The organism is Alistipes shahii WAL 8301 (assembly GCF_025145845.1).
Classification (GTDB): Bacteria; Bacteroidota; Bacteroidia; order Bacteroidales; family Rikenellaceae; genus Alistipes; species Alistipes shahii.
Window position 1 is genome coordinate 44,604 of the sequence record NZ_CP102253.1, and the last position, 23,879, is coordinate 68,482.

At 59.5% G+C, this 23,879-nt stretch carries 22 protein-coding genes, 1 tRNA gene and 1 riboswitch; of the genes, 9 read left to right on the top strand and 14 right to left on the bottom strand.

Annotation, left to right across the window (positions count from 1 at the left end):
- Positions 1-142 precede the first annotated feature (142 nt).
- From uvrA to NQ492_RS00245, 4 genes are all read right to left on the bottom strand, one after another.
- Positions 143-2,959, bottom strand: a complete 2,817-nt coding sequence (uvrA, locus tag NQ492_RS00230; RefSeq protein WP_015547767.1) for an excinuclease ABC subunit UvrA — start codon at positions 2,957-2,959, stop codon at positions 143-145.
- A gap of 196 nt (positions 2,960-3,155) precedes the next feature.
- A complete protein-coding gene (locus NQ492_RS00235) occupies positions 3,156-4,649 on the bottom strand; it encodes a BACON domain-containing protein (RefSeq protein ID WP_015547768.1) in 1,494 nt (497 codons plus the stop codon).
- A 339-nt stretch (positions 4,650-4,988) separates the two neighbouring features.
- The gene (locus NQ492_RS00240; protein ID WP_022062463.1) at positions 4,989-5,750 is read right to left on the bottom strand and encodes a nitrilase-related carbon-nitrogen hydrolase; all 762 of its coding nucleotides are present in this window, start codon (positions 5,748-5,750) and stop codon (positions 4,989-4,991) included.
- Positions 5,751-5,755: 5 nt separating this feature from the next.
- On the bottom strand, positions 5,756-7,567 hold the full coding sequence (locus NQ492_RS00245) for a CocE/NonD family hydrolase (RefSeq protein ID WP_044054864.1): 1,812 nt from the start codon (positions 7,565-7,567) through the stop codon (positions 5,756-5,758).
- 168 nt (positions 7,568-7,735) lie between these two features.
- On the opposite strand from NQ492_RS00245, the gene NQ492_RS00250 reads away from it, so the two are divergent.
- Both NQ492_RS00250 and NQ492_RS00255 read left to right on the top strand, forming a co-directional pair.
- Positions 7,736-8,584 (top strand): CvfB family protein, encoded by an 849-nt coding sequence (locus NQ492_RS00250; RefSeq protein ID WP_022062465.1) that lies wholly within the window; start codon positions 7,736-7,738, stop codon positions 8,582-8,584.
- Positions 8,571-9,335 (top strand): class I SAM-dependent methyltransferase, encoded by a 765-nt coding sequence (locus NQ492_RS00255; protein ID WP_044054562.1) that lies wholly within the window; start codon positions 8,571-8,573, stop codon positions 9,333-9,335. The genes NQ492_RS00250 and NQ492_RS00255 overlap by 14 nt, the downstream gene beginning before the upstream one ends.
- Positions 9,336-9,370: 35 nt before the next feature.
- Here NQ492_RS00255 and NQ492_RS00260 read toward each other — a convergent pair whose 3' ends face one another.
- Together NQ492_RS00260 and NQ492_RS00265 are read right to left on the bottom strand one after the other, a co-directional pair.
- On the bottom strand, positions 9,371-11,377 hold the full coding sequence (locus NQ492_RS00260) for a hypothetical protein (protein ID WP_050794786.1): 2,007 nt from the start codon (positions 11,375-11,377) through the stop codon (positions 9,371-9,373).
- Positions 11,378-11,411: 34 nt separating this feature from the next.
- Positions 11,412-11,648 carry a hypothetical protein gene (locus tag NQ492_RS00265; protein ID WP_157359496.1) on the bottom strand — a complete coding sequence of 79 codons (237 nt, stop codon included), beginning with the start codon at positions 11,646-11,648 and terminating at the stop codon, positions 11,412-11,414.
- A 66-nt stretch (positions 11,649-11,714) separates the two neighbouring features.
- On the opposite strand from NQ492_RS00265, the gene NQ492_RS00270 reads away from it, so the two are divergent.
- The gene (locus tag NQ492_RS00270; protein ID WP_009597992.1) at positions 11,715-11,936 is read left to right on the top strand and encodes a DUF2795 domain-containing protein; all 222 of its coding nucleotides are present in this window, start codon (positions 11,715-11,717) and stop codon (positions 11,934-11,936) included.
- Between the two features lie 96 nt (positions 11,937-12,032).
- On the opposite strand, the gene NQ492_RS00275 is transcribed toward NQ492_RS00270, so the two are convergent.
- The 5 genes from NQ492_RS00275 to NQ492_RS00295 form a co-directional block, all read right to left on the bottom strand.
- The gene (locus tag NQ492_RS00275; protein ID WP_015547772.1) at positions 12,033-12,584 is read right to left on the bottom strand and encodes a cob(I)yrinic acid a,c-diamide adenosyltransferase; all 552 of its coding nucleotides are present in this window, start codon (positions 12,582-12,584) and stop codon (positions 12,033-12,035) included.
- Positions 12,581-13,093 (bottom strand): hypothetical protein, encoded by a 513-nt coding sequence (locus NQ492_RS00280; RefSeq protein WP_015547773.1) that lies wholly within the window; start codon positions 13,091-13,093, stop codon positions 12,581-12,583. The genes NQ492_RS00275 and NQ492_RS00280 overlap by 4 nt, the downstream gene beginning before the upstream one ends.
- Before the next feature lie 5 nt (positions 13,094-13,098).
- Positions 13,099-14,370, bottom strand: a complete 1,272-nt coding sequence (locus tag NQ492_RS00285; RefSeq protein ID WP_015547774.1) for a BaiN/RdsA family NAD(P)/FAD-dependent oxidoreductase — start codon at positions 14,368-14,370, stop codon at positions 13,099-13,101.
- 47 nt (positions 14,371-14,417) lie between these two features.
- Complete coding sequence (locus tag NQ492_RS00290; protein WP_259872901.1) at positions 14,418-15,332, bottom strand: transposase; 915 nt, start codon at positions 15,330-15,332, stop codon at positions 14,418-14,420.
- A 273-nt stretch (positions 15,333-15,605) separates the two neighbouring features.
- Positions 15,606-16,190, bottom strand: coding sequence for a hypothetical protein (locus tag NQ492_RS00295; protein WP_157359497.1), 585 nt, complete (start codon positions 16,188-16,190; stop codon positions 15,606-15,608).
- 154 nt (positions 16,191-16,344) lie between these two features.
- On the opposite strand from NQ492_RS00295, the gene NQ492_RS00300 reads away from it, so the two are divergent.
- The 3 genes from NQ492_RS00300 to yajC all read left to right on the top strand — a co-directional run bounded on the left by NQ492_RS00300 (position 16,345) and on the right by yajC (position 18,100).
- Positions 16,345-17,280 carry a transcription antitermination protein NusB gene (locus NQ492_RS00300; RefSeq protein WP_015547776.1) on the top strand — a complete coding sequence of 312 codons (936 nt, stop codon included), beginning with the start codon at positions 16,345-16,347 and terminating at the stop codon, positions 17,278-17,280.
- Between the two features lie 12 nt (positions 17,281-17,292).
- The gene (locus tag NQ492_RS00305; protein ID WP_015547777.1) at positions 17,293-17,706 is read left to right on the top strand and encodes a DUF1573 domain-containing protein; all 414 of its coding nucleotides are present in this window, start codon (positions 17,293-17,295) and stop codon (positions 17,704-17,706) included.
- Positions 17,707-17,779: 73 nt separating this feature from the next.
- Positions 17,780-18,100, top strand: a complete 321-nt coding sequence (gene yajC / locus NQ492_RS00310; RefSeq protein ID WP_050794787.1) for a preprotein translocase subunit YajC — start codon at positions 17,780-17,782, stop codon at positions 18,098-18,100.
- Between the two features lie 56 nt (positions 18,101-18,156).
- On the opposite strand, the gene nrdG is transcribed toward yajC, so the two are convergent.
- Complete coding sequence (gene nrdG, locus NQ492_RS00315; protein ID WP_015547779.1) at positions 18,157-18,642, bottom strand: anaerobic ribonucleoside-triphosphate reductase activating protein; 486 nt, start codon at positions 18,640-18,642, stop codon at positions 18,157-18,159.
- A gap of 305 nt (positions 18,643-18,947) precedes the next feature.
- Entirely contained in the window at positions 18,948-21,335 is a 2,388-nt protein-coding gene (locus tag NQ492_RS00320) for an anaerobic ribonucleoside triphosphate reductase (protein WP_015547780.1), read from the bottom strand.
- 51 nt (positions 21,336-21,386) lie between these two features.
- Positions 21,387-21,587, bottom strand: a riboswitch (cobalamin riboswitch).
- 109 nt (positions 21,588-21,696) lie between these two features.
- Between NQ492_RS00320 and NQ492_RS00325 the strand changes: the two genes are divergently transcribed.
- Together NQ492_RS00325 and NQ492_RS00330 are read left to right on the top strand one after the other, a co-directional pair.
- Positions 21,697-21,945, top strand: a complete 249-nt coding sequence (locus tag NQ492_RS00325; protein WP_015547781.1) for a TIGR03905 family TSCPD domain-containing protein — start codon at positions 21,697-21,699, stop codon at positions 21,943-21,945.
- A gap of 62 nt (positions 21,946-22,007) precedes the next feature.
- The gene (locus tag NQ492_RS00330) at positions 22,008-22,259 is read left to right on the top strand and encodes a GlsB/YeaQ/YmgE family stress response membrane protein (RefSeq protein WP_015547782.1); all 252 of its coding nucleotides are present in this window, start codon (positions 22,008-22,010) and stop codon (positions 22,257-22,259) included.
- Between the two features lie 46 nt (positions 22,260-22,305).
- Here the strand turns inward: NQ492_RS00330 and NQ492_RS00335 are convergent.
- Positions 22,306-22,376 (bottom strand) — tRNA-Gln (locus NQ492_RS00335).
- Positions 22,377-22,521: 145 nt separating this feature from the next.
- Between NQ492_RS00335 and nhaD the strand changes: the two genes are divergently transcribed.
- Entirely contained in the window at positions 22,522-23,868 is a 1,347-nt protein-coding gene (nhaD, locus tag NQ492_RS00340) for a sodium:proton antiporter NhaD (protein ID WP_015547783.1), read from the top strand.
- Positions 23,869-23,879: the final 11 nt, after the last annotated feature.

Below are 23,879 nucleotides of genomic sequence, written 5' to 3' on the forward strand. Positions count from 1 at the left end.
TGTGCCGAAAGCGGGATCATGGGCCACTTTCCGCTTCCGGACACCGTTGCCGTCACGGGCGTCGGCGTTTGCATACGCCGCCCTCCCTCGGGACGAGTTTCAGAGCCTCACGGCAGAGCGCCCCGCCGGACAGACGGAGACGCTACAACCCCAGTTTTTTGAGGAACTGACCCGTGTAGCTGCCCTCGCACTGCGCCACCTCGTGCGGCGTGCCCGCGACGATGATCTCCCCGCCGGCCGCCCCGCCCTCGGGACCTATATCTATAATATGGTCGGCGACCTTGATGACGTCGAGGTTGTGTTCGATGACGATGACCGTATTGCCGCGGTCGACGAGCTTGTTCAGCACCTCCAGCAGCAGACGGATGTCCTCGAAATGAAGCCCCGTCGTAGGCTCATCCAGGATGTAGAGCGTGCGGCCCGTGTCGCGCTTCGAAAGCTCGGACGAGAGCTTGATGCGCTGGCTCTCGCCGCCCGACAGCGTCGTGCAGGGCTGCCCGAGCGTCAGGTAGCCGAGGCCCACCTCCTGAATGGCCCGGAGCTTCTGGTAGATATTGGGGATGTTCTCGAAAAACTCCACGGCCATGTTGACCGTCATGTTCAGCACGTCGTCGATATTTTTGCCCTTGTACTTCACTTCGAGCGTCTCGCGGTTGTAGCGGTGGCCGCCGCACGCCTTGCAGCGCACGTAGACGTCGGGCAGGAAGTTCATCTCGATGGTCTGCACGCCCGCCCCGCGGCACTCCTCGCAGCGGCCGCCCTTGACGTTGAACGAGAAACGCCCGGCCTTGAAGCCGCGGATCTGGGCGTCGGGCGTCATCTCGAACAGCTTGCGGATGTCGGAAAAGACGTTCGAATAGGTCGCGGGATTCGACCGCGGAGTGCGCCCGATGGGCGACTGGTCGACGACGACCAGTTTGTCGATATGTTCGAGGCCCTCCGCCCCGTCGTACTCCAGCGGCTGGTCGAAGGAGCGGTAAAGCTCTCTGGCGAGAATCGGCCGCAGGGTCTCGTTGACGAGCGTCGACTTGCCCGAGCCGCTGACGCCCGTCACGCAGATGAACTTGCCCAGCGGAAATTCCGCCGTGACGTTCTTGAGGTTGTTGCCCCGCGCGCCGCGGATCACGATGCGCCCGCCCGTTCCCTTGCGCAACGTTTCGGGAATTTCGATCCGCCGGCGTCCCGTCAGGTAATCGGCGGTGATGGTGTCGGACCGGAGGATGTCGTCGAACGTCCCGGCGGCCACGATGTTGCCGCCCTTGCGCCCGGCGCGGGGTCCCACGTCGACGATGAAGTCGGCGGCGCGCATCATGTCCTCGTCGTGCTCGACGACGATCACCGAGTTGCCCGCGTCGCGCAGCTCTTCGAGGCTGCGGATCAGCCGCTGGTTATCGCGCTGGTGCAGGCCGATCGACGGCTCGTCGAGGATATAGAGCACGTTGACGAGTTTCGAGCCGATCTGCGTGGCGAGGCGGATGCGCTGGCTCTCGCCGCCCGACAGCGAACGCGACGAACGCGCCAGCGAGAGGTAGCCCAGCCCCACGTCCATCAGGAACCGCAGGCGTTCGCGGATCTCCTTGACGATCTCCTGGGCAATCTTCCACTCCTTCTCCGAGAGCTGTTTTTCGATGGTGGGAACCCACTCCGAGAACTCGGAAATCGACATGGCCGACACCTCGGCGATGTTCTTCCCGGCGACGCGGAACTGCAACGACTCCTTCCGCAGGCGCGAGCCGCCGCAGACCGAACATTTGCGGTAGACGAGGAACTGGTCGCGCCACTTCTGGCCGTGCTTCGAATCGTCGTCCTCGGTGCGGCCGATGTACTCGGCCACGCCCTCCCACGAGAGGAACTGGCGTCCGCCCGAAGACGAGAACTCCTGCAGGTCGACCGTCAGCGGCTCGGAATCGCCGTAGAGCACGGCGTTCAGCGCCTCCTCGGAGAAACTTTCGACAGGATCGTCGAGCGTGAAATCGTAACGGCGGCCCAGCATCTCCAGAATGGCGAAAAGCATGTTGTTGCGGTACTTGCCCAGCGGTCCGACGGCCCCTTCGCGCAGCGAGAGGCGGGCATCGGGAATGATCTTCCCCACGTCGAAAACCGCCTCCTCGCCCAGTCCGTTGCAATGGGGGCAGGCGCCCTTGGGCGAGTTGAACGAGAAGGTGTGCGGCGCGGGGTCCTCGAAGGCCACGCCCGTCGAGGGGCACATCAGGTGGCGCGAGTAGAAACGCTGCTGCCCGGTCCCGTAGTCGTGGACGGCCATCGTGCCCTTGCCCTGGCGCATCGACTCCTTCAGCGAGGTCATCAGCCTTTCGCGGGACTCCTCACTGACCACGAGGCGGTCGACCACCAGGTCGATGGCGTGTATCTTGTAGCGGTCGAGGCGCATGCCCGACGATATTTCGCGGATCTCGCCGTCGATGCGCGCATAGATGTACCCCTTCTTGGCCAGCGACTCGAACAGTTCGCGGTAGTGGCCCTTGCGGCCCTTGACGATGGGGGCCATCAGGGCGATCTTACGCCCGGCGAAGCCCGTGAGAATCAGCTCGGCGATCTGGTCGTCGGTATAGTGGACCATCTCCTCGCCCGTCACGGGCGAATAGGCCCGCGACGCCCGCGCGTAAAGCAGGCGCAGGAAGTCGTTGATCTCGGTCACGGTGCCCACCGTCGAGCGGGGATTCTTGTTGGTCGTCTTCTGTTCGATGGCCACCACGGGGCTTAACCCCGTGATCTTGTCCACGTCGGGACGCTCCATCGTCCCCACGAACTGCCGCGCGTAGGTCGACAGCGTCTCCATGTAGCGCCGCTGCCCCTCGGCGTAGATCGTGTCGAAGGCCAGCGACGATTTGCCCGACCCCGAGAGGCCGGTGACGACTACCAGTTTGCGGCGCGGAATTTCGAGGTCCACGTTCTTGAGGTTGTGAACCCGGGCGCCCAGTATTTTGATCGTATCTTCCATTTCAGGTATGTAAACGTGCGGAACGTCCGGTTTATTGGATCGCAAATCAGCAACGTGCAAAGATACGTTTTTTTTCAATACATTGTCTTCTCCGCAGTTGTCGCGGTCAGGGTTCCGACGCTGAAAAAACGAAGTCCGCCCGAATGCCTTGCGGCATTTCGGACGGACTTTACACGAATCACCGGTATTAACGCCCCTACTCGTAGGTCTGGAGGATATACCAGTTATCGGAAGGATCCTCCGGGAACGACACGTCGATGCGCGTAGGATACCCTTCGGCGTCGAATTGGTAGGTCAACGCACCGTCGGCATCCGCATGTTCCGACATCAGGTGCTTGCAGGAGACGCCGAGCACGCCGATCCACTGGCCCAACTGATCGAAAACATCGGAAGAGCCGAATATATCGGGCGTAACGATCGGATACATGTAGCCGCCCTTGTTCTCCCGGGCCGAATAGCTGTACGTGCTATGGTCCGTCTCGCGGGTGATAATATCTTCCTGGTTGAAAATGCCGTCGCCGTTATGGTCGTGATGGTAATATTTATGCCCGTCATACTCATCATAACTGCCGTCACAGGTGTGCACGCTCTCGGAATAAGTGCTCACCACATTCCCGTTCACCCACGTGGCATTGCAAAACCCGTCGAGTTTCCCGGCATTGTCCGTCATCCGATAGGAGACCAGCTGCCTCTGGTTGTTATAAGTATAGTATATCTTATAGAGCACGACGCCTTTGTGCTGAATAACCGAAGAGCGGGCCAGCCCCGCCGCATTGAGCGTATAGGTAACCTTAAACACGCCCGGCTCTCCGAGGACCTCGCCGCCTTCGAACTGATACCAGACTTTGCCATCCTCGTAATTGATCGGAATTTCCAGCGTCAGGCCGCCCTGTGTTACCTTAATCTTCGACATCCGCCGATTCGCATCGTAACTGTATTCGATGGCGCCGTTTCCCTCCGTAGGATCTTTCGACTCGACCCGTTTGATCTTCTTATCCGCCGACGCCGGGGGAGTTACGAAACGCTGCTCGTCGAGTTCCGCCGCGGAGGGAGTTCCGCCGGTCGGGGCGATCGTCATGGAGGCTTTGCCGTTCCCCACGTCGCTGATGGTGATTTTGCCGAAATCGCTCAACGTGAGTTCGTGCAGATCGGCAGCAACGGAATAGGCGCCCGACAGCAGGTAGATATTATTCTCCGCAGCCCGGGTAAAGGGCGTTTTGGATAAAAACGTATAAAGGCCGTCGGTCGTGAACTCGAGCGAAACATAGTTCGAACTCTCCGCAAAAGTCCACACTTTGGCGATAGCCTGCTTCAGTTTGGCCTCGGTATCGGGATATTGCTCCTTCCCGGCGGCGGACTGCGTGACATCAATCGTCGCCTTTTCACTCCCGGCCGTCACCGTAATCACCGCCGGCGTCGGAGCTGTTTCCGACGTATTGGGATCGGCGGAAACCGTAAACTGACCCTCCCCCGCAGCGACCTTGCACCAGCTTTGCGAAGACTCGGCTTTCCACGCCGGTTGATTGGTGACGACCTTTACGGTAAAGGTCTCCGTCGCCGCGGCCGTAAAGGCAATCGCAGTTTGGGGACTGACCGACAAAGTCGCCTTATCCGGAGCCGGATCGTCCTTCTTGCATCCCGACAGCAGCACTGCCGCCAACAGGAACGATGTAAAGATTTTGGATTTCATACGCATTTTTTATTGGATGAGAGTGATTTCGAGATACGACACGACAAAACACAACAACCCCTTGTCAGAGTCATTATATAATCGCGGAAAGCCGGATTCAGAAATTCAACCGGAACAGCGCGAGGGGGGGGGTAAGTCGATCGACAGCCGAGAGCCAATGGGGAAGAAATTTACCTCCCGTTTCATTTCCCGAACGAAAACCCGTTCTATCGCTGTCAGATCGTTTCATAGCTGAAAACAAAGGTATTCAAATTCCGCTGAATTCAAAATAAATCAGCGGAAATAATCGTCTGAAGGGAAAAATAACAGGCATTGGCGTCCCCCGCGCGCATGACACGTCTATTTTAAAACGAATTCGTCGGCATCCCGCCACGCGGGGAATTTTTCGCGGAACGCCGCCAGCGCCCCCGTGTCGAACACGCCCGTCAGAATTCGTTCCCCGCCGCCGGCTTCGACCATCGTGCGGCCCTTGAAGTCGACCAACGCCGAATCCCCGGCGTAACGGGCCGCAGGGTCATCCCCCACCCGATTCACCCCGGCCGCATAGCACTGGTTTTCGATGGCCCGGGCGCGCAGCAGCGTCCGCCACACTTCGCGCCGCGGCGCAGGCCACGAGGCGCAGCACAGAATGGCGTCGTAATCGCCCCGGCAACGGCTCCAGACCGGAAAACGCAAATCGTAACAGACGAGCAGCAAGAACCGCACGCCTCCGTATTCGACCACCGCACGGCTGTCGCCGGGCGTGTACTGGCGCGCTTCGCCGCCGGGTGCGAACAGATGGCGTTTATCATAGCCGATAAATTCGCCCGAGGGTTTCACGAAATACATCCGGTTATAGAAACGTCCGTTTTCGGCAACGGCGACGCTGCCTGCGACCGCCTTGCCGTATCGGGCGGCCCAGCGGCGCAGGGCCGTGACGACCGCCCCGCCGGCCCCGTCGGCCACTCCGGCGGGATCGAGCGTGAAGCCCGTGGCGAACAGTTCGGGCAGCAGCACGACATCCGCTTCGGCGGCAGCGACCATCGGTTCGAGCCGCGCGAGGTTCCGCGCGGGCTGTTCCCAGGCGATGTCGCACTGGCAGAGGGCGATGCGGAGTTCCACGAAAATCAGAGCTTATAGACGGTCAGCGACGACGCGCGGTCGCGCTGGTGGAAAAGCGTCACCCGGCAGGGCACGAAATCCGACGCCGCACAGCGCCACAGGTCGATGAACTGCTGGGGATTGCGCTCCGTGAGCGGGAACCACGAACTCTGCACCTGCACCATGATCCGGTGTCCGGCGCGGAACGTGTGGGCGATGTCGGTCGTGCGGAAAGGCACGGTCTCGGGGTTGCCCGGCACGAAGGCTTTCGGACGCGCGAAGCCGTCGCGGTAACGGCCGCGCACCACGTCGCCGCGGACGAGCATCTGCATGCCGGCCTTTTCACCCTCGTCGGGGTAAACGTCGATCAGTTTCACGACGAAATCGGCATCCGAGGTCGAAAGGGCCACTTTCAGCGAAGCCTCGACCGGACCGGCAAGGGTCACGTCTTCCGCAAGCGGTTCGGTCACGAACGTCAGCACGTCCTTGCGGCCCTCCAGAAACCGCTGGTCGGCGATCATATACTCCTTGGGACGCCGCGTGCCGGAGGTTGCGATATACGGCACGGGGTCGGCAGGATCGGACGTATAGCTCGTCGAGGAGTTTTTCACCGTCGGTTTTTCGGTCGTGATGCGGCCGCCGCCGGCGAGGTAAAGAGTCAGTTTGCGGGCCTCGGAAGGCGTCCACCGCCCGAACGTATGCCAGCGGTTGTCGCCCGACGAGAAAGCCGCCACGGGCGGCAGCCGGTCGACCGTGTCGCGCGCCCAGAGGTAGCAGTCGAAAAAGGGCGCCTCGAAATGTTCCATATAGTAGGCTCCGGAGGCCTCCTCTCCGAAATCGAAGTCGCCCAGCGTACGCCCGTCGCCGCGCCATGCCCCGTGGGCCCACGGCCCGACGACCAGATGGAGCGGAGTCCGGGCGCTCTGGCGCAGGACGGCTTTGTAAAGGTTCCAGGCCCCGTAGCAATCCTCGGCGTCGAACGTGCCGCCCACGACCAGCATCGCGGGACGGATGTTGTAGCAGGCCCGGCGCGTGTCGCGCGCGCGCCACCACTCGTCGTAGTCGGGATGTTCGGCCATCTCCTCCCAGAACGCATTGGGTGCCAGCAGTTTCGTCAGGTCGGCCCGCGTGGGGCGCTCCGTGAGGAAGAACGTGCGTTCGTCGGGCGAGATCGTCAGCCCGCGCCGCGGCATCTTGTCGGTCGGCTCGTGTCCAGCGGGCGTGTTCATCGAATTGAGGAACCGCACGGCGTCGCTCAGCATCAGCACGCCGTTGTGGTGCACGTCGTCGCCCATGTACCAGTCCGTAACGGGGGCCTGCGGCGAAACGGCCTTCACGGCCGGATGCCCGCTCAAACCGCCCATCAGGGCGTAGAATCCCGGGTAGGAGCATCCCGCGAAACCCACACGGCCGTTGTTGCCGGGAATGTTCTTCACCAGCCAGTCCACCGTATCGTAGCTGTCCGTCGTCTCGTCCACGCTGCCGAAGCCCGCGGGACGCACGTGCATGAACTCGCCCTCGCTCATGTAGCGGCCCCGGACGTCCTGCTGGACGATGATGTAGCCGCGGTCGACGTAGCTGCGCATGTAGCCTTTTTCGAAACTGCCGGGAAACTGTCCCTCGCCGTAAGGTCCCGTACCGTAAGGCGTCCGGAAAATGATTATCGGGGCCTTGCCGGGGGCCTTGGGCGTGAAGACCGAGGTGTGCAGGCGCACGCTGTCGCGCATGGCGATACGGTATTCGGTCTTGTCGTAAAGCGTGCTGACAGGCTGGGCGCACGCGGCGGCCGCTACCAGCAATCCCGCCCAGAGCAGGAACAGAAATCGGCGTAGTTTCATCATTTCGGGAGATTTTTACGTTTCGTAAAGATACGGTTTTTCGGCCAATCCGCAAAACTTTCGCTCCGCAAGCCGGCAAATCCGCCGCATCTTCCGGCAGTACGGCCCGCGAAGTTTGGATTCGGACGAAAATAAACGTACTTTTGCAGCGTATATACCGGAAAAACCATGTTGAAAGCAGGACGCATACAAACCCTCACCGTAAGCCGCGTATCGGAATACGGCCTATACCTCGCCGACGAGGAGCAGAACGAAGTGCTGCTCCCCAACCGCTACACTTCGCTGACGGACAAGGTCGGCGACCGGAAAGAGGTCTTCCTCTACCACGACTCGGAGGACCGCCTCGTGGCGACGACCGAAACGCCGCTGCTGCGCGAAGGCGAAGCGGGCTATCTGCGCGTGGTGGACAAGACGGCCCACGGGGCTTTCCTCGACTGGGGACTGCACGGCAAGGACCTGTTCCTCCCCAACCGCAACCAGCAGGGCGGCATCCTGGCCGGACACAGCTACATCGTCTACCTCTACGAAGACAACATCACGGGCCGCTGCGTGGCCACGACCAAACTCAAGAGTTTCATAAACAACGACCTGATCACGGTGAAACCCCGCGAGGAGGTCTCGCTGCTGGTGGCCTCGGAGAGCGAAATCGGCTTCCGCGTGATCGTCAACAACCGCCACTGGGGCATGATCTACCGCAACCAGATCTTCCGTCCCGTGGCCGTCGGCGACCGGCTGAAAGGCTACGTCAGGCGTATCACCGAGGACAACCGCATCGACGTGAGCCTCCAGCAGACGGGATTCGCACAGGTGAAGGACTCGGCGGAGGTGCTGCTCCAGCTGGTCCGCGACAACGGCGGATTCCTGCCCCTGAACGACGACAGCGCCCCCGAGGAGGTGACGCGCCTCACGGGAACGAGCAAAAAGGTTTTCAAACGCTCGCTGGGCATGCTCCTCAAGCGCGGCGCGGTCGAAGCCGGCGAAAAAGGCATCAAAATCCGGAAACATGGCGAAGATTAACACCGCGGAGCGCGTTTCGGCGGAAGCCTCGGACAATTTCGTTTTCCAGCGCTCGCTGCTGGCCTACCACGCCGCTTCGGCGCGCATCGCAGGCGACGTGCTCGAAATCGGAACCGGAGCCGGCTACGGCATCGAGGTAGCCGTGCCCCGGGCGCGGCGGTTCGTCACCGTCGACAAGCACGCCCCGGCGCCGGAACTGCTCGACCGCCCCAACGTCGAGTTCCGGCAGGCAGTGGTCCCGCCGCTGGACTTCCCCGACCGAAGTTTCGACTGCGTGATCTCGTTCCAGGTGATCGAGCATATCAAACGCGATGCGGAGTTCGTGCGCGAAATACACCGGGTACTGCGCCCCGGGGGACGGTTCATCGTGACGACCCCCAACGCCCCGATGTCGCTCACCCGCAACCCGTGGCACGTGCGCGAATACACGGCCGAACAACTCCGCAGGCTGCTCGCCGCACGGTTTTCGGAGATCGAAACCCTCGGGGTCTTCGGCAACGAAAAGGTGATGGACTACTATGCGGAAAACCGCCGCGGCGTCGAACGCATCACGCGCTTCGACATTCTCGACCTCCAGCACCGCCTGCCGCGCTGGATGCTGCAAATCCCCTACGACATCCTCAACCGCATGAACCGCCGCAAGCTCCTCCGGGAAAACACCGGGCTGACGACCTCGATCCGCATGGACGACTACCGCATCGAACCGGTGGGAGACGGTTGTTTCGACCTGTTCTACATCGCGGTGAAATAAACGAGGGAGGTTTTCGAAAACCTCCCTCTCTTTTTCTATTTCAGCGTCACCCCGAGGCTCTGCCCCGCGCGGAGCCTCTTGCGGACGACCTCCCGCCCGTCCTGCGTCACGGCGACCTCCATCCCCTTCGCCGCACGGCGCACCTCGATGTCGAACGCCGAGCCGAAGGCGCGCACGTTGCGCAGGTTCATGCGGTCCCACGCCGCGGGCAGGCGCGGCGTCAGGGTAAACGACCGGAACCCCGTCGGACGGATTCCGAACACCCCTTCGGTCAGGATGCGGCAGTAAAGACCGCTCTCGGCCGAAAGATGACGCTGGGAACCTTCGGGCCACGCCTCGATGGCGTAGGGAACATGGTCGCCCAGCAGGCGCACCCCGGAATAATAGGACAAATAGCCGGTGGCCTTCTCGGTCTCGCCCGAGGCGTAGACCCCGCGCAGGGCGTAGAGCGTCGACCGGTCCCAGAAGGTCTTGTCGCCCGACCGGGTCAGCAGACCGTTTTCGGTCCACAGTTTCGGCGAAAAGAGCGCCTCGACGGTCGCCTCCTTCCGTTCGTCGATGCCGACGGTCAGCGGAATGCAGATCCACGCACGCAGACGGTCGTTGCCCGTATAATAACGATAGGTGTCGAAGCCCTCGACCATGCCCCCGAAATGGCGGTCGATGTTTTTCCGCAGCGCGGCGGCCTGACGTTCGTAGGCGGCCAGCTGCCGGGCGGGCTTATGCAGTTCGCGGCCCAGCATTGCGGCCGAGAGCAGCGCGTCGTAATAAAGCGACGAGGTGCACAGGTTGGCGTCCCCGGCCGGGAAGCGGCCTTCCAGTTCGTCCGAATCGGAGGCCACCACACCGTCGCCGGTCAGCCGGCGGCGGCAGTACTCCAGACACCACTCCACCAACGGCCACACTTCGGCCGCTTCGGCGGCATCGCCGCGCGCCAGCGCATAACGCGCCGCACCGTAGGCGATCATGGCTGCATCGCCGCGGTCGCCCGCGCCGTTCCAGATGTCGGTTCCTTCGGCTATGATCGAACTGGGAATCGGCCGGTAGTCGGGATTCATGTAGCGAGCGAAATAGCCGAACGAGCAGAGCGCCGAGCGGTTGCCCCGGTCGTAGCCCAGGAAAGGGAAGAACGGGTTGATGTACTCGGCCTGGTCGTTGGCCCAGATCGCGGCATAGAAACGCTCGCCGCCGGGACCGTGCATCAGGCCGCCCTTGGTGTCGTAGATGCTCTCCGCAGCGCGGATTTTCGCAAAGGCGAACATGGCGTCGATCACGGGATCGGGGGTGTCCAGCACCAGATTGCGCTGCCATTCGGCCACCAGCGCACGGCGTTTGGCGCACTCCGCGTCGGCGTTCAGCGCCAAGGCTTCGTCCCCGGACCGGCGGCCGCTGAAAAAGGCCCCGAAAGCGACCTCGGCCCGCGGAGCGAGCATCAGCGCCGTGTCGCCGCAGATCTCGGCCACCAGTTCGTAACTGCCCTCCACGCCCTTTGCCGGAGCTGTCCGGATCACCGAACGCGCCCGGGGAATCTCAACGTAAAGCGGCTTCTCGCCCGTATTCTTCAGGATGTATTTTTCGCAGAAGGCAGCCTCGTCGACCGACGGGAAAAGGACACGCGTCAGCGAAAGCGAGCCTTTGACCGCCGTCCAGTCGCTCTCGACGGTCATCGTGCCGTCGAGCACGATCCGGCGGACCTTCTCCTGCTGAAGGCAATTCTCATTGACCGAAAGCATCCGGGGAACGTCCCACACGAAACGCCGCATCAGCGAACCGTGCGTATTGTTCGGGATGGTGCGCAGCATCGGCCACACGATACTGCGTTCGAACCGGAAACTGCCGTCGGCGCCGACACCGTAGCGCAGGACGGCGGAAATCCGCAATCCGCTCATTTCGATATGGTCCCGGTGCGAATCGCCCTCGCGGACATTCCACACGATGGCCGTGCTGTCGGGAACCACCTCCCAGCGGGTTTGCGTACCGGCGAGGGCAGGCGCCGTCAGACAACAGAGAAACGGCAGGAAAAAGCGGCTGATGCGGATCATGGAGTCGGGGTTTTCGTTTTTAAAATAAGTCGTATTATTTCGAATCATAACAAAAATACGATAAAAAACGAACTCCGCAAAAAAACGACGGCGGCATATTCCACGGAACGCCGCCCGCCGGAGGAGGCAAAACCCTTTCGCCGCAATTTGCAGCCGAGTTTTTTCCACCGTTCAAAACATTGGTTACCAACCATATAATAACACACGCACGATGTTTTGCCGATTTTTCTTTGTTTTTCTCGTTTTTTTTATACTTTTGCAAATCAGCCATAACGGGTTAACACCCCTTGAGGACAAATAATCCGTTGACAATTGGGAACTTAAAAATATTGTGACTATGTATTGGACGCTTGAACTGGCATCGAAACTCGAAGATGCCCCCTGGCCCGCAACGAAAGATGAACTCATCGACTATGCAGTACGTTCGGGTGCGCCGCTCGAAGTGCTCGAAAACCTGCAGGAGATAGAAGACGAGGGTGAAATCTACGAATCTATCGAAGACATCTGGCCCGACTACCCCTCCAAGGACGATTTCTTCTTCAACGAGGAGGAATACTAAAAAGCGATTTTGAGGCCGGCGGCCTCAAAATAATATCAATGCGAAGCGGCACGATTCCCGGAATGTGCCGCTTCGCATTTTACATACCCGGCCAGGTCAAGGAATCCACAGGACCTCGTCGACGGCATAATGGGCCGTGAGGGTGCGTCCCAGCAGGTAGAAATAGTCCGAAAGCCGGTTCAGCCAGACCAGCGCCGTGGAGTCGACGCCGTATCTGGCGTCGGCACGGAGCGCGGCGCGTTCGGCGCGCCGGCAGACGGTGCGGCACACGTGGCACATCGACACCACAGCGTTTCCGCCCGGAATCGTGAATTTATCAATCGGTTTCAGAACCTCCTGCATGGCGTCGATGCGCCCTTCGAGCCATGCAACGGTCTCCGGGTCCAGCGGAGCGACCTTGTCGCTCCCCGACTGCCCCGTGGCCAGCAGCGCCTCGACCGACATCAGCCGCGAAAGAATGCGGTTCAGGTCGCCGACCGACGACGCCAACGCAGCGTCGCCGCGCATGTTGTCGGCCAGCAGAGCCGTGAAAGCAGCCAGTTCGTCGACCGTACCGTAAGCCTCGACCCGTTCGTCGGTCTTGAAGACCCGCTCGCCGCCGATCAGCGAGGTCATTCCCTTGTCGCCCGTTTTCGTGTATACCTTCATATCCTGAAATGTTGTTTCGGCAAATGGTTGTTGAAAATCAACAGGTAACCGCGGTTATCCACCGTCGTCGAAGCGTGTCCCGCGATAATCTGCCCGCACAGCGCCTGCCGTTCGCAGCCGTCGTAGGGCGACATCAGCGCCACGGTATGCCCCGCTTCGGCCGCCGCACGCACCAGCGCGAGCGTCGCAGGGCGCGGCAGGCCGCACGTGGCGACGCAGAATTCAGCATCCGCACGATTCAGGCCAAAGGTCGTATAGCCGCAATGAATCATCAGATTCTGCAACTGCACCGCCCGACGGCGGGAAACGCCCGCCGTGAGCAGGGCTTCGTACAGGTCCCGGCGGCCCGGCAGCAGGTCGTCGCGCATGAAGACGCTGCGCACAATGTCGTAGACGAACGGCGAATGGACTCCGTGACCGCGGAAATAACGGACGCGTGAGAGCCGGTTGCGCAGTTCGGAAACCCGCCCGGGCAACCGGAAAGAAATGGGATGGCCGACGATCTTCATAACGTCTATTTTTTCAGCGACCCGGCCAGGCGGCCCGTCGAAAAGGCGATCTGAAGGTTGTAACCGCCCGTATTGGCGTCGATGTCGAGCACCTCGCCGGCAAAATACAACCCTTTGACTTTCAGCGACTCCATCGTATAGGGATTCACTTCGTCACAGCGCACGCCGCCGGCCGTCACCACGGCGTATTCGAACGGCGCATAGTCCGTGATCGGGAAAGTCAGTCCCTTGAGCGTACGCACCAGACGCGTGATCTGTTCCTCGGTGATTTTGCCGACGTAACAGTTCGCACGGATGTCCACCTCCTGCGCCAGCGGCATCACCAGCGGCTTGGGAACCAGCTTGCGCAGCAGTTCGCCGAAGAACTCGTTGGGTTGCAGCTCGGCGATTTCACGGGCGATGCGTTCGTGCAGCACCTCCTCCGTGAGCGCGGGTTTCAGGTCGAGGACCAGCTTCACGCGCTTCTCTTCGATCAGGGCGTCCACCGCGTCGCGGCTCATGCGCAGCGCCACGGCGCCCTCGATGCCGCGGTCGGAAAATCCGATCTCGCCGAACTCCTCGCGCACGGGTTCGTTATCGACATAGAGCGTCGCGCGCACGTTGCGCAGCAGCACCTTGTCGAGGTATCTCATCTGGGCGTGCGACGACAAGAGCGGCGTCAGCGACGGACGCAGCGGCTCGATCGTATGACCCAGGTCGGCGGCGAAGGCATAGCCGTCGCCCGTCGATCCGGTCGCGGGATAGGAGACGCCGCCCGTGGCGAGGATCACCTGCGCGCACTCCTCCTTGCGTTCGAAACCGCGCCTGTTGATGTATTTCACACCGAAGACCCGGTCCCCGAGGGTCAGAATCTCCGTAACACGCGTATTGTAGATGATCTTGACGCCGTTTTCGACGCAGAACTCCAGCAGGGCGTTGACGATGTCCCACGCCTTGCCGCTCTGCGGAAAGACCCGGTCGCCGCGTTCGATGTCGAGTTTCACGCCTGCGCGTTCGAAAAACTTGATCGCCGCCCGGTTGTTGAACTCCGAGAACGCGACCTTGAAAAATTCGGCGTTGGTGCGCACCTGATCGGCGAATTCCTCGGCCGGACGCGCGTTGGTGACGTTGCATCGTCCCTTGCCGGTGATGCGGACCTTGCGGCCCGACTTCTCCATCTTTTCGATCAGCAGCACGCGCCTGCCGCTGCGCGCCGCCGTGCCCGCAGCCATCATGCCCGCAGCGCCCGCCCCGATGACGATCACGTCGAAAGGCTGTTTTTCTTCCAATTGTTCCATACGGGTGCAAAGATAGGCAAAAGCAAATTAAAAATTAAGAATTTGAATCAGTAGTTGAAAATAAGATATAAAAATGCGATGGCTACCTTTCCCATCGTATGAATTAGCAGTCCGCAAGTAGAGCGGCACTTTGAAGCTCTTTGAATATTTGTTTTTTCGTTCAGCCAACTGAATAGCGCTTCAATGGGTTCCCTGACAGATGAAACGGCTTGAGAATAAATGTCATCAGCGGCCTTGTTTCTCTGCTTCTCTTCTTCAGGAGCCCCTTTGATTGACTTGACGGGAGCGTAGAACTCATTGGCCTTATCGCGTCTTTCCTGCTCCCAGTAGTCATTGCTTCGGTATATCTTGTCAGCGAAGATCTTCTTGTTGAAAAGATCCGGCATGCATTCGCTCTGGAAGACCTTCAGGTCATTCTCGGAGGCAGGAGAGAGCGCTATCTGGCACGGATGAGGAAGATGCCCTTTCCTGCGATATCCTACCATGTGAAGCTTTAGTCCATGATAGTACAGGTTCTTGGTGGAACAGTATCCTTTGTCTGCGATATCTCTGGCGACCTTGCCTGTACGGTTTCTTCCGCAGCATGTGATTATCGGCATCGAGTCAACAATCACGGTATCATCCTGACAGTCAGAAGGCCTGAACATCCTTAATAACTGCGAGGACAGTTCCCTAACAGCACCGGCCATCCTGTTGAGACGGTAATTGAATGTCTGATAGGACACCAGGTTCGGGAACCAGTCGCGCAAGTACTCTTTAGCGAAGTTGTGAATATCCTTGATGAGGGTGTACTTCTGCTCATGACCGACAAAGAAATAAATCGTGAGGATTTCCTCGTCGGAGAACAACGGTTTCGAATTATTGCTGTATCTTTGGCAATGGTATTTGAGGCTTTGTTCGTACATATCGCAGATATACATATAGATTTTTATTAGTCTATACTCTTTGTCCTTGGGAATCATAACAAGCAAAAAATAGGGGTATTTTTTTTACTTTAAGTTACTGATTTCCAAGGATTTTGCAAGTATTTTCATCCCTTGATTTTCAAATATTTACAACTAATTCCGAGGCTTAAATGACCTCAGTTAAACTTATAAATCACAGCAGTTCAACTGCTGATTGGAATTAAGAATTAAAAATTAAAAATCAGGATGCAAAGAGCCCCGCAGGCGGTCGGCAGAGTATATTTCTTTCGCAATTCAGTATATTTTTTTCTATTTATCCGTTCGCCTCTTTTATTTCAAAATCCAATGTCCTAAATTAAGACCAATATAAAACGCCATTGCTATTATTTCGGAGGCGAGGCCGAAGAGGGAATTTAAAATGAATCTGCCATGAACAAAACCGAGCTGAAAGTGTTTCTCAAAGGATTGGCTAATTTCTACGTCGTTCTGATGATTATAGCGTTTCTGCCCACACCCGGAAAAGATTGCTCTCCGGGACGCCTCGTGCGGTGCATCATCATTTATACGATCGTAAGCATCGTGATCTTTTCGGCCGTCTATTTTTGGAACCGAATCAGAAAGGGTCCGGATAAACGTCCCGATACGTGTCCGGTTCCCGATGCAAAAGAGACGAAAGACGACGATTTGAGTATTTCCCGGTTCCTCACCTTGCGAAACATGGGCGCCTGCTTCATCTATTTCCTTTGTGTCTTCGCGCTTCTCTATCCGGAAATGTCTCTCGAAAGCATGCTCAAAGCCAGCGCCCGAAGCACCGGCTATTGCATCCTTGTCCTGCTCGTGGCCGGAATCGTTTATTGTGTCTATCAAAGTCATGTAGGCAAGAAAAAGTCGATCCGGGAAAAGTAGTTGCAGCATCGGGAGGCCATCGCGCCTCCCGTTTTTTCGGATACGCCGGAATCCGCCGCGACGGCCGCGCGGAAATCGCCCGGAGAAAGAATTCTCCCGGCTTAATTTTTTATTCTTGATTTTTAGTTGTATTTTTGCGGCCGTTAAAAATCGTTCTAAAAAAATGTTGAGCAGAAGATTACTCCGTATAAAGGTCGTCAAGGCGCTGTTCGCCCATCTCAAATCGGGCGCGGATAACATGATGGCGTCGGAAAAAACGCTGATGGCGTCCGTCGACAAGGCCTATGACCTCTATTTCCAGATACTGATCCTCCCCGTGGAGATCGCGCGTTACGCCGAACAGCGTCAGGAGCTGGCCAAACAGAAGAAACTGCCGACATTTGAAGACCTCAATCCCAACACCAAGTTCGTGGACAACGCCGTGATCCGCACCATCGCCAACAGCGACGCGGTGAACGATCACGTGGCGGCCCGCAAACTGGGATGGGAACGCTATCCCGAACTGATCCGCACGCTCTACGCGCAGTTGACCGAGAGCGACTACTACAAGGACTACATGCAGCGCGAGGAGCGCTCGTTCGACGACGACAAAAAGCTGCTCGAGGACTTCTTCAAGGAGTTGCAGAGCTGCGAGGCGCTGGACGACGTGCTGGAGGAGATGTCGATCCTCTGGACCGACGACCTTCCCTACATCGTGATCATGGTCCTGCGCACGCTTTCGAACCTGCGCGTCTCGCACACCGAACTGAAGGTTCCCGCGAAGTTCAAAAGCAGCGAGGACCCCGAATTCGTCAAGACGCTGTTCGAAAAGTCGCTGGTCAACTACTCCGCCTTCCAGGACTACATCGAGAAGTTCACGGCCAACTGGGACGTGGAGCGCATCGTCTTCATGGACAACCTGATCATCGGCACGGCGATGGCTGAGCTGACTTCGTTCCCGTCGGTTCCCGTCAAGGTGACGCTCGACGAGTGGATCGAAATTTCGAAATACTACTCCACCCCGGGCAGCAGCACCTTCATCAACGGCGTGCTGGACAAGATCGTCGAGTCGCTGACCGCGGAAGGACGCATCAAAAAGGCCGGGCGCGGCCTGATCTGACCCCTGCCGGCCATGACCCGCATGCTCGCGATCCTCGCCCTGGCGGCACTCGCCGTTGGCTGCGGCACATCTCCCCGTGCGGTCGAACGCAAGGGCCGGATTATCTCGCTAACGGATTCGATTCTCACCACGGGAGGCACGGACACCGTGCGTTTCGGACGCCTCGGGTCCGGCGAAATCGCCGTGCTGCGCCTCTGGCTGGCCAACGACGCGAGCCGTCCCGTGGCCGTCGCCTCCTACCGGCGCAGCTGCGGATGCACGACGCTCGAATTTGACGCACAACCGATTGCACCGGGCGACGCACGGCAGGTGACGCTCACCTTCGATTCGCGCGGCGAACGGGGCTGGCAACTCAAGGCGCTGGACATCACGCTGGCGGGAGGGCAGCGGCCCCTGCGGCTGTTCGTGGAAGCGGACATAAAATAAATCCTTGTTTATTCGGCAATAATTTGTACCTTTGCTTCGTTCAATGGAATAAACACTTAAAACGAATACAATTATGATTAATTTTCTTCAGACGGTCCCCATAGAGCCTCAACCGAGATTCATGCAGCAGTACAGTTTCATTATTATGATCGGCCTCATGGTGCTGGTTCTCTGGTTGTTCATGTGGCGTCCCGAGGCCAAGCGCCGCAAACAGATGCAGGAGTTCCGCAACGGTCTGAAAAAAGGAGACAAAGTCATCACCGCCGGCGGCATCTACGGCGTCGTGAAGGAGATCAAGGAGACCACCCTGCTGATCGAGGTCGACGGCAATGTGACGCTGCGCATCGACAAAAACATGGTCGTAGCCGACAATTCGGACCTCCAGCGTCAGTAGAGATAACCCGCGCATAAAAAAGAGCTGCAAGGATTTGCAGCTCTTTTTTCACACACCTATCCGAACAGGTGCAAGGCCCCGACGTCGATGATCCGCTGGTTGGAACTCCCCCGGAAATCGAGCGACAGATCGCGCAGCGCCTCGACGTAGCGTCCGTCGACCAGCGTGTCGATCCACCGAAGGCACTCCCGGCGGGCCGGGTCGGCGAGACACTCTTCGAGCGTATAGCCCGTATAGCACCAGACGTTCTGCCCCGTGCGCTCCTTCACCAGCCGCAGAAAGGCTGCCATGGCTTCGGGCTGCAACAGCGGATCGCCGCCGCTGAGCGTCACCCCGTCGAGAATCGGATTCGCGGCGATTGCGGCGCAGATAGTTTCGGCACGCTCCACGGTCAGCGGCTCGCCCCGCCGGGGATCGTGGCTCTCGGGGTTGTGGCAGCCGGGACAACGGTGCGCGCACCCCGCGAAATAGATCGCATAGCGCAACCCGTAACCGTCGGAGATGGTTTCGGGATAGATGCCGATGATTCTTAATAATTCCATTGCGTTTTCATAACATGAATACAACTCCGTCGGTCGCGATTCACGGCGGAACGCCGTGTTTACAAATCTGACCCACCTCTAAACTTTAGGCGGGGACTTGCCGCACGCGACCGGAGACGGCGGCAAAAAGGGATTCTTCCGCCGGGTGAATTTTGATTTTAGGCGGGCGGACAGGGGGCCGCCAATTTCGATTATCGCAGAGCGGTTTTCGGGCTTCGTGAAGTGGGGCGAAGCAGGAGCATACGAACGTATGTAACTGTTTCGCCCCGCAAGGGAAGTGCAAAAGATGCCGGTGAGAATCGAAATTACCGGTGCTTTACCCGATCGCGCTCCTCGGCCTGCTTGGCCGAGTTCCACGATTCGAGGCTGCCTGTCAGGTAACCCGTGATGCGGCGCATGCGCAGGATGTCGTCCGAACCGCAGACGGGACATTTCGAGTAGATCACCCCGCGGTGGCCGCACTTGCGGCAGGTGTCGATCGGATGGTTGATCGAGCCGTAGCCGATCCCCTCGTCCTGCATCACCTTGACGATCTTGAGGATCGCCACGGGATTCTTCCGGGCCTCGCCGTCGAGTTCGACGTAGGTGATATGCCCGCCGCGCGTGATGGCGTGGAACGGCGCTTCGAGGCGGATTTTCTCGACGATGGAAACCGGCTCGCGCACGTCGACGTGGAACGAGTTGACGTAGTAGTCGCGGTCGGTGACGCCCGGAATCTCCCCATAACGCTTGCGGTCCATGCGCGTGAAGCGTCCGCTCAATCCCTCGGCCGGGGTCGCCAGCACCGAATAGTTCAGCCCGTATTTGGCCTTGTACTCCTCGACCACGCGGTTCATCACCGTCACGGCGTCGTAGAGCGTCTGCCACGCCTCCTTCGAGGTCGCATGGCCTTCGCCGTAAATCGCCACCATCGCGTTGTGTCCGCCGATGAAGCCGATGCCCAGCGTGCCGTGCTTGAGCACGTCGCCCACCTCGTCGTTGGGCTGCAACCGGCCGCCGCCCTTCCAGACATCGTTCGACATCATAAACGGGAACTGCCGCGCGAGGGCCGTGCGCTGGAAGCAGTAACGTTCGTAGAGCTGCTCGGCCATCATCGTGGCGGTCTTGCGCACCGATTCGAGGAAAATTTCGCGCGCCTCCTTGCGGATCGCGTGTTTGTTGCCGTCGGGAATCATGTCCCCGGCCTCGCGCATCGCCTCGATGGCCAGCCGCGGCAGGTTCATCGACGTGAAGGAGAGGTTGCCGCGCCCCCACGACGACTTTTCGCCGTGCAGATTCTCGAAGACGCGCGTACGGCACCCCATCGTCGCCACCTCGTAGCGGAAGCGGTCGGGGTCGTCGATGCGCCACTTCTCGTGGCGGTTGAACGGTGCGTCGAGAAACATGAAGTTGGGGAACAGCGCCACCGACGTGGTGCGGCACGCCTCGATCAGCAGGTCGAAGTTCGGAGTTTTGAACTTGATCTCCCCAGCCAGTGCCTTGTCGAAGTCCTTCACCGCTGCGGCATAGTCCTCTTCGGACCACGAAACGCCCTCCTTGACCTTGAAAATCTGGATCGGGAAGACCGGCACTTCGCCGTGCCCCAGCCCCTCGATCGTGGCGGAAAGCAGTTCGCGGATGACCATGCGGCCCTCGGGCGAAAAGTCCGTGCCGTAGTTCACCGAGCTGAACACCACCTGGTTGCCGCCGCGCGAGTGCATCGTATTGAGGTTATGGATGAATCCCTCCATCGCCTGATGGGTCTCGCGGCGCGTCGTGTCGTATGCCTGCCGCCAGATGCGTCGGATGTCCTCGTCGGCGACCTCCACGCCCGACTGGCGCAGGGCGGCGAACAGACGCCCCACCGCCGTCTCGCAGGGTTCGATCGTCGGCACGTGTTCGGCGACCAGGGCCTTCAGCTCGGCGCGCTCCAGCGTCACGCCGCCCCGCACGCCGCACAGGAACAGCGTCATGTCGGTCAGGTGACGGCGGAAGGTTTTCAGCACGCCCGGAGCCATGAAATGGTCGAACGCCGGGATCGACTGCCCGCCGTGCTGCTCGTTCTGGTTGGTCTGGAAGACGATCGTGGCCAGCGTGGCGTAGCTCTGGATCGACTGCGGCGTGCGCACCGAGCCGTTCTTCGTCGAGAATCCCCGTTCGTAGATGTCACCCAGATCGTACTGAATGCACGTCGTGGTCTTGGTGGGATAGTAGTCCAGGTCGTGAATGTGGATGTCCCCGTCGCGGTGGGCGCGGCCGTGGCGCACGCCCACCAGATATTTCAGGGCGTAGTCCTTGGTGATCTCCGAGGCGAAGGTCATCATCTGCCCCGCGGGCGTGTGCGACGACATGTTGGCGTTCGAAAGGTTGATGTCGTTCTTCTCGACGGTCACGATGCCGTCCATGACGCTCTTGATCGACGAGCGGCGGTCGCGTTCGACGTTGCGCCACTCGCGGTAGATGATATAACGTTTGGCGATCGAGGGGTTGCGTTTCATCAGCCGCTCCTCGACCATGTCCTGAATCTCCTCGACCGAAATCTCGGCCTTCGTAATTGCCGCCGCCACGTCGGATGCGATCTGCTCGACGGCCTGCCCCTCGTCCGTTATGCCGCCCGCGCGAAAGGCCTTCGTGATGGCGCGGACGATTTTATCCAGAGAAAAAGGCTCGGTTTTACCATCACGTTTGATGATGGAAATCTGCGTGTAATCCATTGTAATATGAGTATATACGTTTCACAACAGGCCCCGTTTCCCCGCAGGGCCGACATTGCATGCGCAAAGGCAGGTCTTCTGACTCGCACCGACCCGCAGGCGGCCTTCCCGTCCCCCGCGGGACAGTGGCTCGACGATTCGCCTGCGGCATTGAAGTGCATACAGCAGCGGGAACTGTCCGGGATTCGCACCCGATTCCCTCTTATCCTCCGCCCCGGCGGGACGAAGGATACCTTTGCGAGTCACAAAAGTCTCCATTATTCCCCGACTTTCAAAATTCCGGAGCAGGAAGTTTTCAACATTTTGTGAAAGGCTCCGAATTTCGTATCTTCGCCCCCGCAAACCGGAAAATCGTAACTCCATGACACAGAAAATAACACACGTCTGCCAGGGAACCTGCTCCCGGCAAATCGACGTCGAACTCGAAAACGGCGTCGTTCGAAGCGTCTCCTTCACGGGCGGCTGCCACGGCAACCAGCAGGGAATCGCGGCGCTCGTGCGCGGGATGACGGCCGCGGAAGCCGTCGCCCGGCTCGAAGGCATCGACTGCCGGGGCCGCGGCACGTCGTGTCCCGATCAGCTGGCAAAAGCGCTGAAAAAGGCTTTATAAAACGCCCCGGCCCGGCCGGGTACGGATTTTGCACTCCGAAAAGCGTTCCAAAATGCAAGACTATGTATTTTCTATGGTATCTGCTGATCGGACTGGCCGCCGGATGGATCGCCAACCTGATCGTCAAGGGAGGAGGTTCGGGACTCTTCGTCAACCTGATCGTCGGGCTTATCGGAGGCGTACTGGGCGGCTGGCTCTTTTCGCTCTTCGGATGGGTTCCCGTCGGCACGCTGGGCAGTCTGGCGACGGCCGTCATCGGCTCGGTCATCCTGCTGTGGATCGCCGCGCTCATCTCACACCGCAAGATCCGCTAAACAAACGTATGCACGAAAAAGGCGGTCGCATGACCGCCTTTTCGTGTTGAGCTGCCGGGATTCGAACCCAGAACGACAGAACCAAAATCTGCTGTGTTACCATTACACCACAGCTCAAACATTCGCTCGAAAGCGACTGCAAAGATAAACAAAAAATCGCAAAAACCAACCCCCGGATGCAAAATTGGCAGGGACAAAACCGGACCTCTGCCGGATTTTTCGTATCTTTGCTTCAGTTACCCTGTAAATAAACGCAAACGATATGATTCCGACAATGATTCTGCTCTTCGTGGTGGGCTATCTGTTCATCGCGCTGGAGCACAAAACCAGGATCGACAAATCGGCCGTCGCCCTGCTGATGGCCGGAGCGATCTGGACCGTGTTCAGCCTCCTGGGCAACGACCCGCACATTCAGCACGAGCTGGTGGACCAGCTGGGCGACACGTGCGAAATCCTGGTCTTCCTGATCGGGGCCATGACCATCGTGGACCTGATCGACAGCTACGGCGGCTTCAACGTCATCACCGACCACATCACCACGCGCAACAAGCGCAAACTGATGTGGCTGCTGGCGATCATCACCTTCTTCATGTCGGCCGCACTGGACAACATGACCACCACGATCATCATGGTCATGCTGCTGCGGCGGTTGATCGCCAACAAGAAGGAACGGTGGATTTTCGCCAGCGTGATCGTCATCGCCGCGAACAGCGGCGGCGCCTGGTCGCCCATCGGCGACGTGACGACCATCATGCTGTGGATGCGCGGCAACGTCACGGCCGCCAACCTGATCGCCAACCTCTTCCTGCCGTGCCTCGTGTCGGTCGTGATCCCTGCGGCCATCGCCAGCCGCTACGTCGCCGACCGCCCCGCCGCCGCGGTCAGCGCCAAGGCCCTCGCATCGGGATGCCCCGAATGCATCGGTCCGCGCCTGCGGCTATTCATCCTTATCGTGGGCGTCGTAAGTCTGCTGTTCGTGCCGGTGTTCAAGAGCCTCACCGGACTGCCGCCCTACATGGGCATGATGGTGTCGCTGGGATTCATGTGGATTCTGACTGAAATCATCTACGACCGCAAACGCAGCATCCGCAACATGGAGGAGTCGATCCAGCCGCGCGTATCCAAAGTCCTCAAGCACATCGACATGCCGACGATTCTCTTTTTCCTCGGCATCCTGATGGCCGTGGGCGCGTTGCAGACCGGCGGCGTGCTGACCGACATGGCCGACTGGCTGGACAAGAATGTCCACGAAGTGTTCACCATCGCGGGCGCCATCGGCATCCTCTCGTCGGTGGTCGACAACGTGCCGCTGGTGGCGGCCTGCATGGGCATGTACCCGGTGGCCGACGTCGCAACGGCTGCGGCGAGCGCCGACCCGGCTTTCGCACAGAGTTTCGTGGCGGACGGGCTGTTCTGGCACCTGCTGACCTACTGCGCCGGCGTGGGCGGCAGTCTGCTGATCATCGGCTCGGCGGCCGGCGTCGTGGCGATGGGACTCGAAAAGATCAATTTCGGCTGGTACCTCAAACGCATCTCGCTGCTGGCCCTGTCCGGCTATCTGGCGGGCATCGCGGTGATCTGGCTCGAACACGTCCTGATCGGGCTTTGACCGAAAAGTTC

What these genes read in the sequence shown, in the direction of transcription:
- yajC (WP_050794787.1), top strand. Translation starts at nt 17,780, where the DNA reads ATGATTAATTTTCTTCAGACGGTCCCCATAGAGCCTCAACCGAGATTC.
- NQ492_RS00280 (WP_015547773.1), bottom strand. Translation starts at nt 13,093, where the DNA reads ATGAAGATCGTCGGCCATCCCATTTCTTTCCGGTTGCCCGGGCGGGTT.
- NQ492_RS00275 (WP_015547772.1), bottom strand. Translation starts at nt 12,584, where the DNA reads ATGAAGGTATACACGAAAACGGGCGACAAGGGAATGACCTCGCTGATC.
- NQ492_RS00300 (WP_015547776.1), top strand. Translation starts at nt 16,345, where the DNA reads ATGTTGAGCAGAAGATTACTCCGTATAAAGGTCGTCAAGGCGCTGTTC.
- NQ492_RS00330 (WP_015547782.1), top strand. Translation starts at nt 22,008, where the DNA reads ATGTATTTTCTATGGTATCTGCTGATCGGACTGGCCGCCGGATGGATC.
- NQ492_RS00285 (WP_015547774.1), bottom strand. Translation starts at nt 14,370, where the DNA reads ATGGAACAATTGGAAGAAAAACAGCCTTTCGACGTGATCGTCATCGGG.
- NQ492_RS00255 (WP_044054562.1), top strand. Translation starts at nt 8,571, where the DNA reads ATGGCGAAGATTAACACCGCGGAGCGCGTTTCGGCGGAAGCCTCGGAC.
- NQ492_RS00320 (WP_015547780.1), bottom strand. Translation starts at nt 21,335, where the DNA reads ATGGATTACACGCAGATTTCCATCATCAAACGTGATGGTAAAACCGAG.
- NQ492_RS00290 (WP_259872901.1), bottom strand. Translation starts at nt 15,332, where the DNA reads ATGATTCCCAAGGACAAAGAGTATAGACTAATAAAAATCTATATGTAT.
- NQ492_RS00270 (WP_009597992.1), top strand. Translation starts at nt 11,715, where the DNA reads ATGTATTGGACGCTTGAACTGGCATCGAAACTCGAAGATGCCCCCTGG.
- nhaD (WP_015547783.1), top strand. Translation starts at nt 22,522, where the DNA reads ATGATTCCGACAATGATTCTGCTCTTCGTGGTGGGCTATCTGTTCATC.
- NQ492_RS00295 (WP_157359497.1), bottom strand. Translation starts at nt 16,190, where the DNA reads ATGCTGCAACTACTTTTCCCGGATCGACTTTTTCTTGCCTACATGACT.
- NQ492_RS00260 (WP_050794786.1), bottom strand. Translation starts at nt 11,377, where the DNA reads ATGATCCGCATCAGCCGCTTTTTCCTGCCGTTTCTCTGTTGTCTGACG.
- uvrA (WP_015547767.1), bottom strand. Translation starts at nt 2,959, where the DNA reads ATGGAAGATACGATCAAAATACTGGGCGCCCGGGTTCACAACCTCAAG.
- NQ492_RS00265 (WP_157359496.1), bottom strand. Translation starts at nt 11,648, where the DNA reads ATGGCTGATTTGCAAAAGTATAAAAAAAACGAGAAAAACAAAGAAAAA.
- nrdG (WP_015547779.1), bottom strand. Translation starts at nt 18,642, where the DNA reads ATGGAATTATTAAGAATCATCGGCATCTATCCCGAAACCATCTCCGAC.
- NQ492_RS00325 (WP_015547781.1), top strand. Translation starts at nt 21,697, where the DNA reads ATGACACAGAAAATAACACACGTCTGCCAGGGAACCTGCTCCCGGCAA.
- NQ492_RS00245 (WP_044054864.1), bottom strand. Translation starts at nt 7,567, where the DNA reads ATGAAACTACGCCGATTTCTGTTCCTGCTCTGGGCGGGATTGCTGGTA.
- NQ492_RS00250 (WP_022062465.1), top strand. Translation starts at nt 7,736, where the DNA reads ATGTTGAAAGCAGGACGCATACAAACCCTCACCGTAAGCCGCGTATCG.
- NQ492_RS00235 (WP_015547768.1), bottom strand. Translation starts at nt 4,649, where the DNA reads ATGAAATCCAAAATCTTTACATCGTTCCTGTTGGCGGCAGTGCTGCTG.
- NQ492_RS00305 (WP_015547777.1), top strand. Translation starts at nt 17,293, where the DNA reads ATGACCCGCATGCTCGCGATCCTCGCCCTGGCGGCACTCGCCGTTGGC.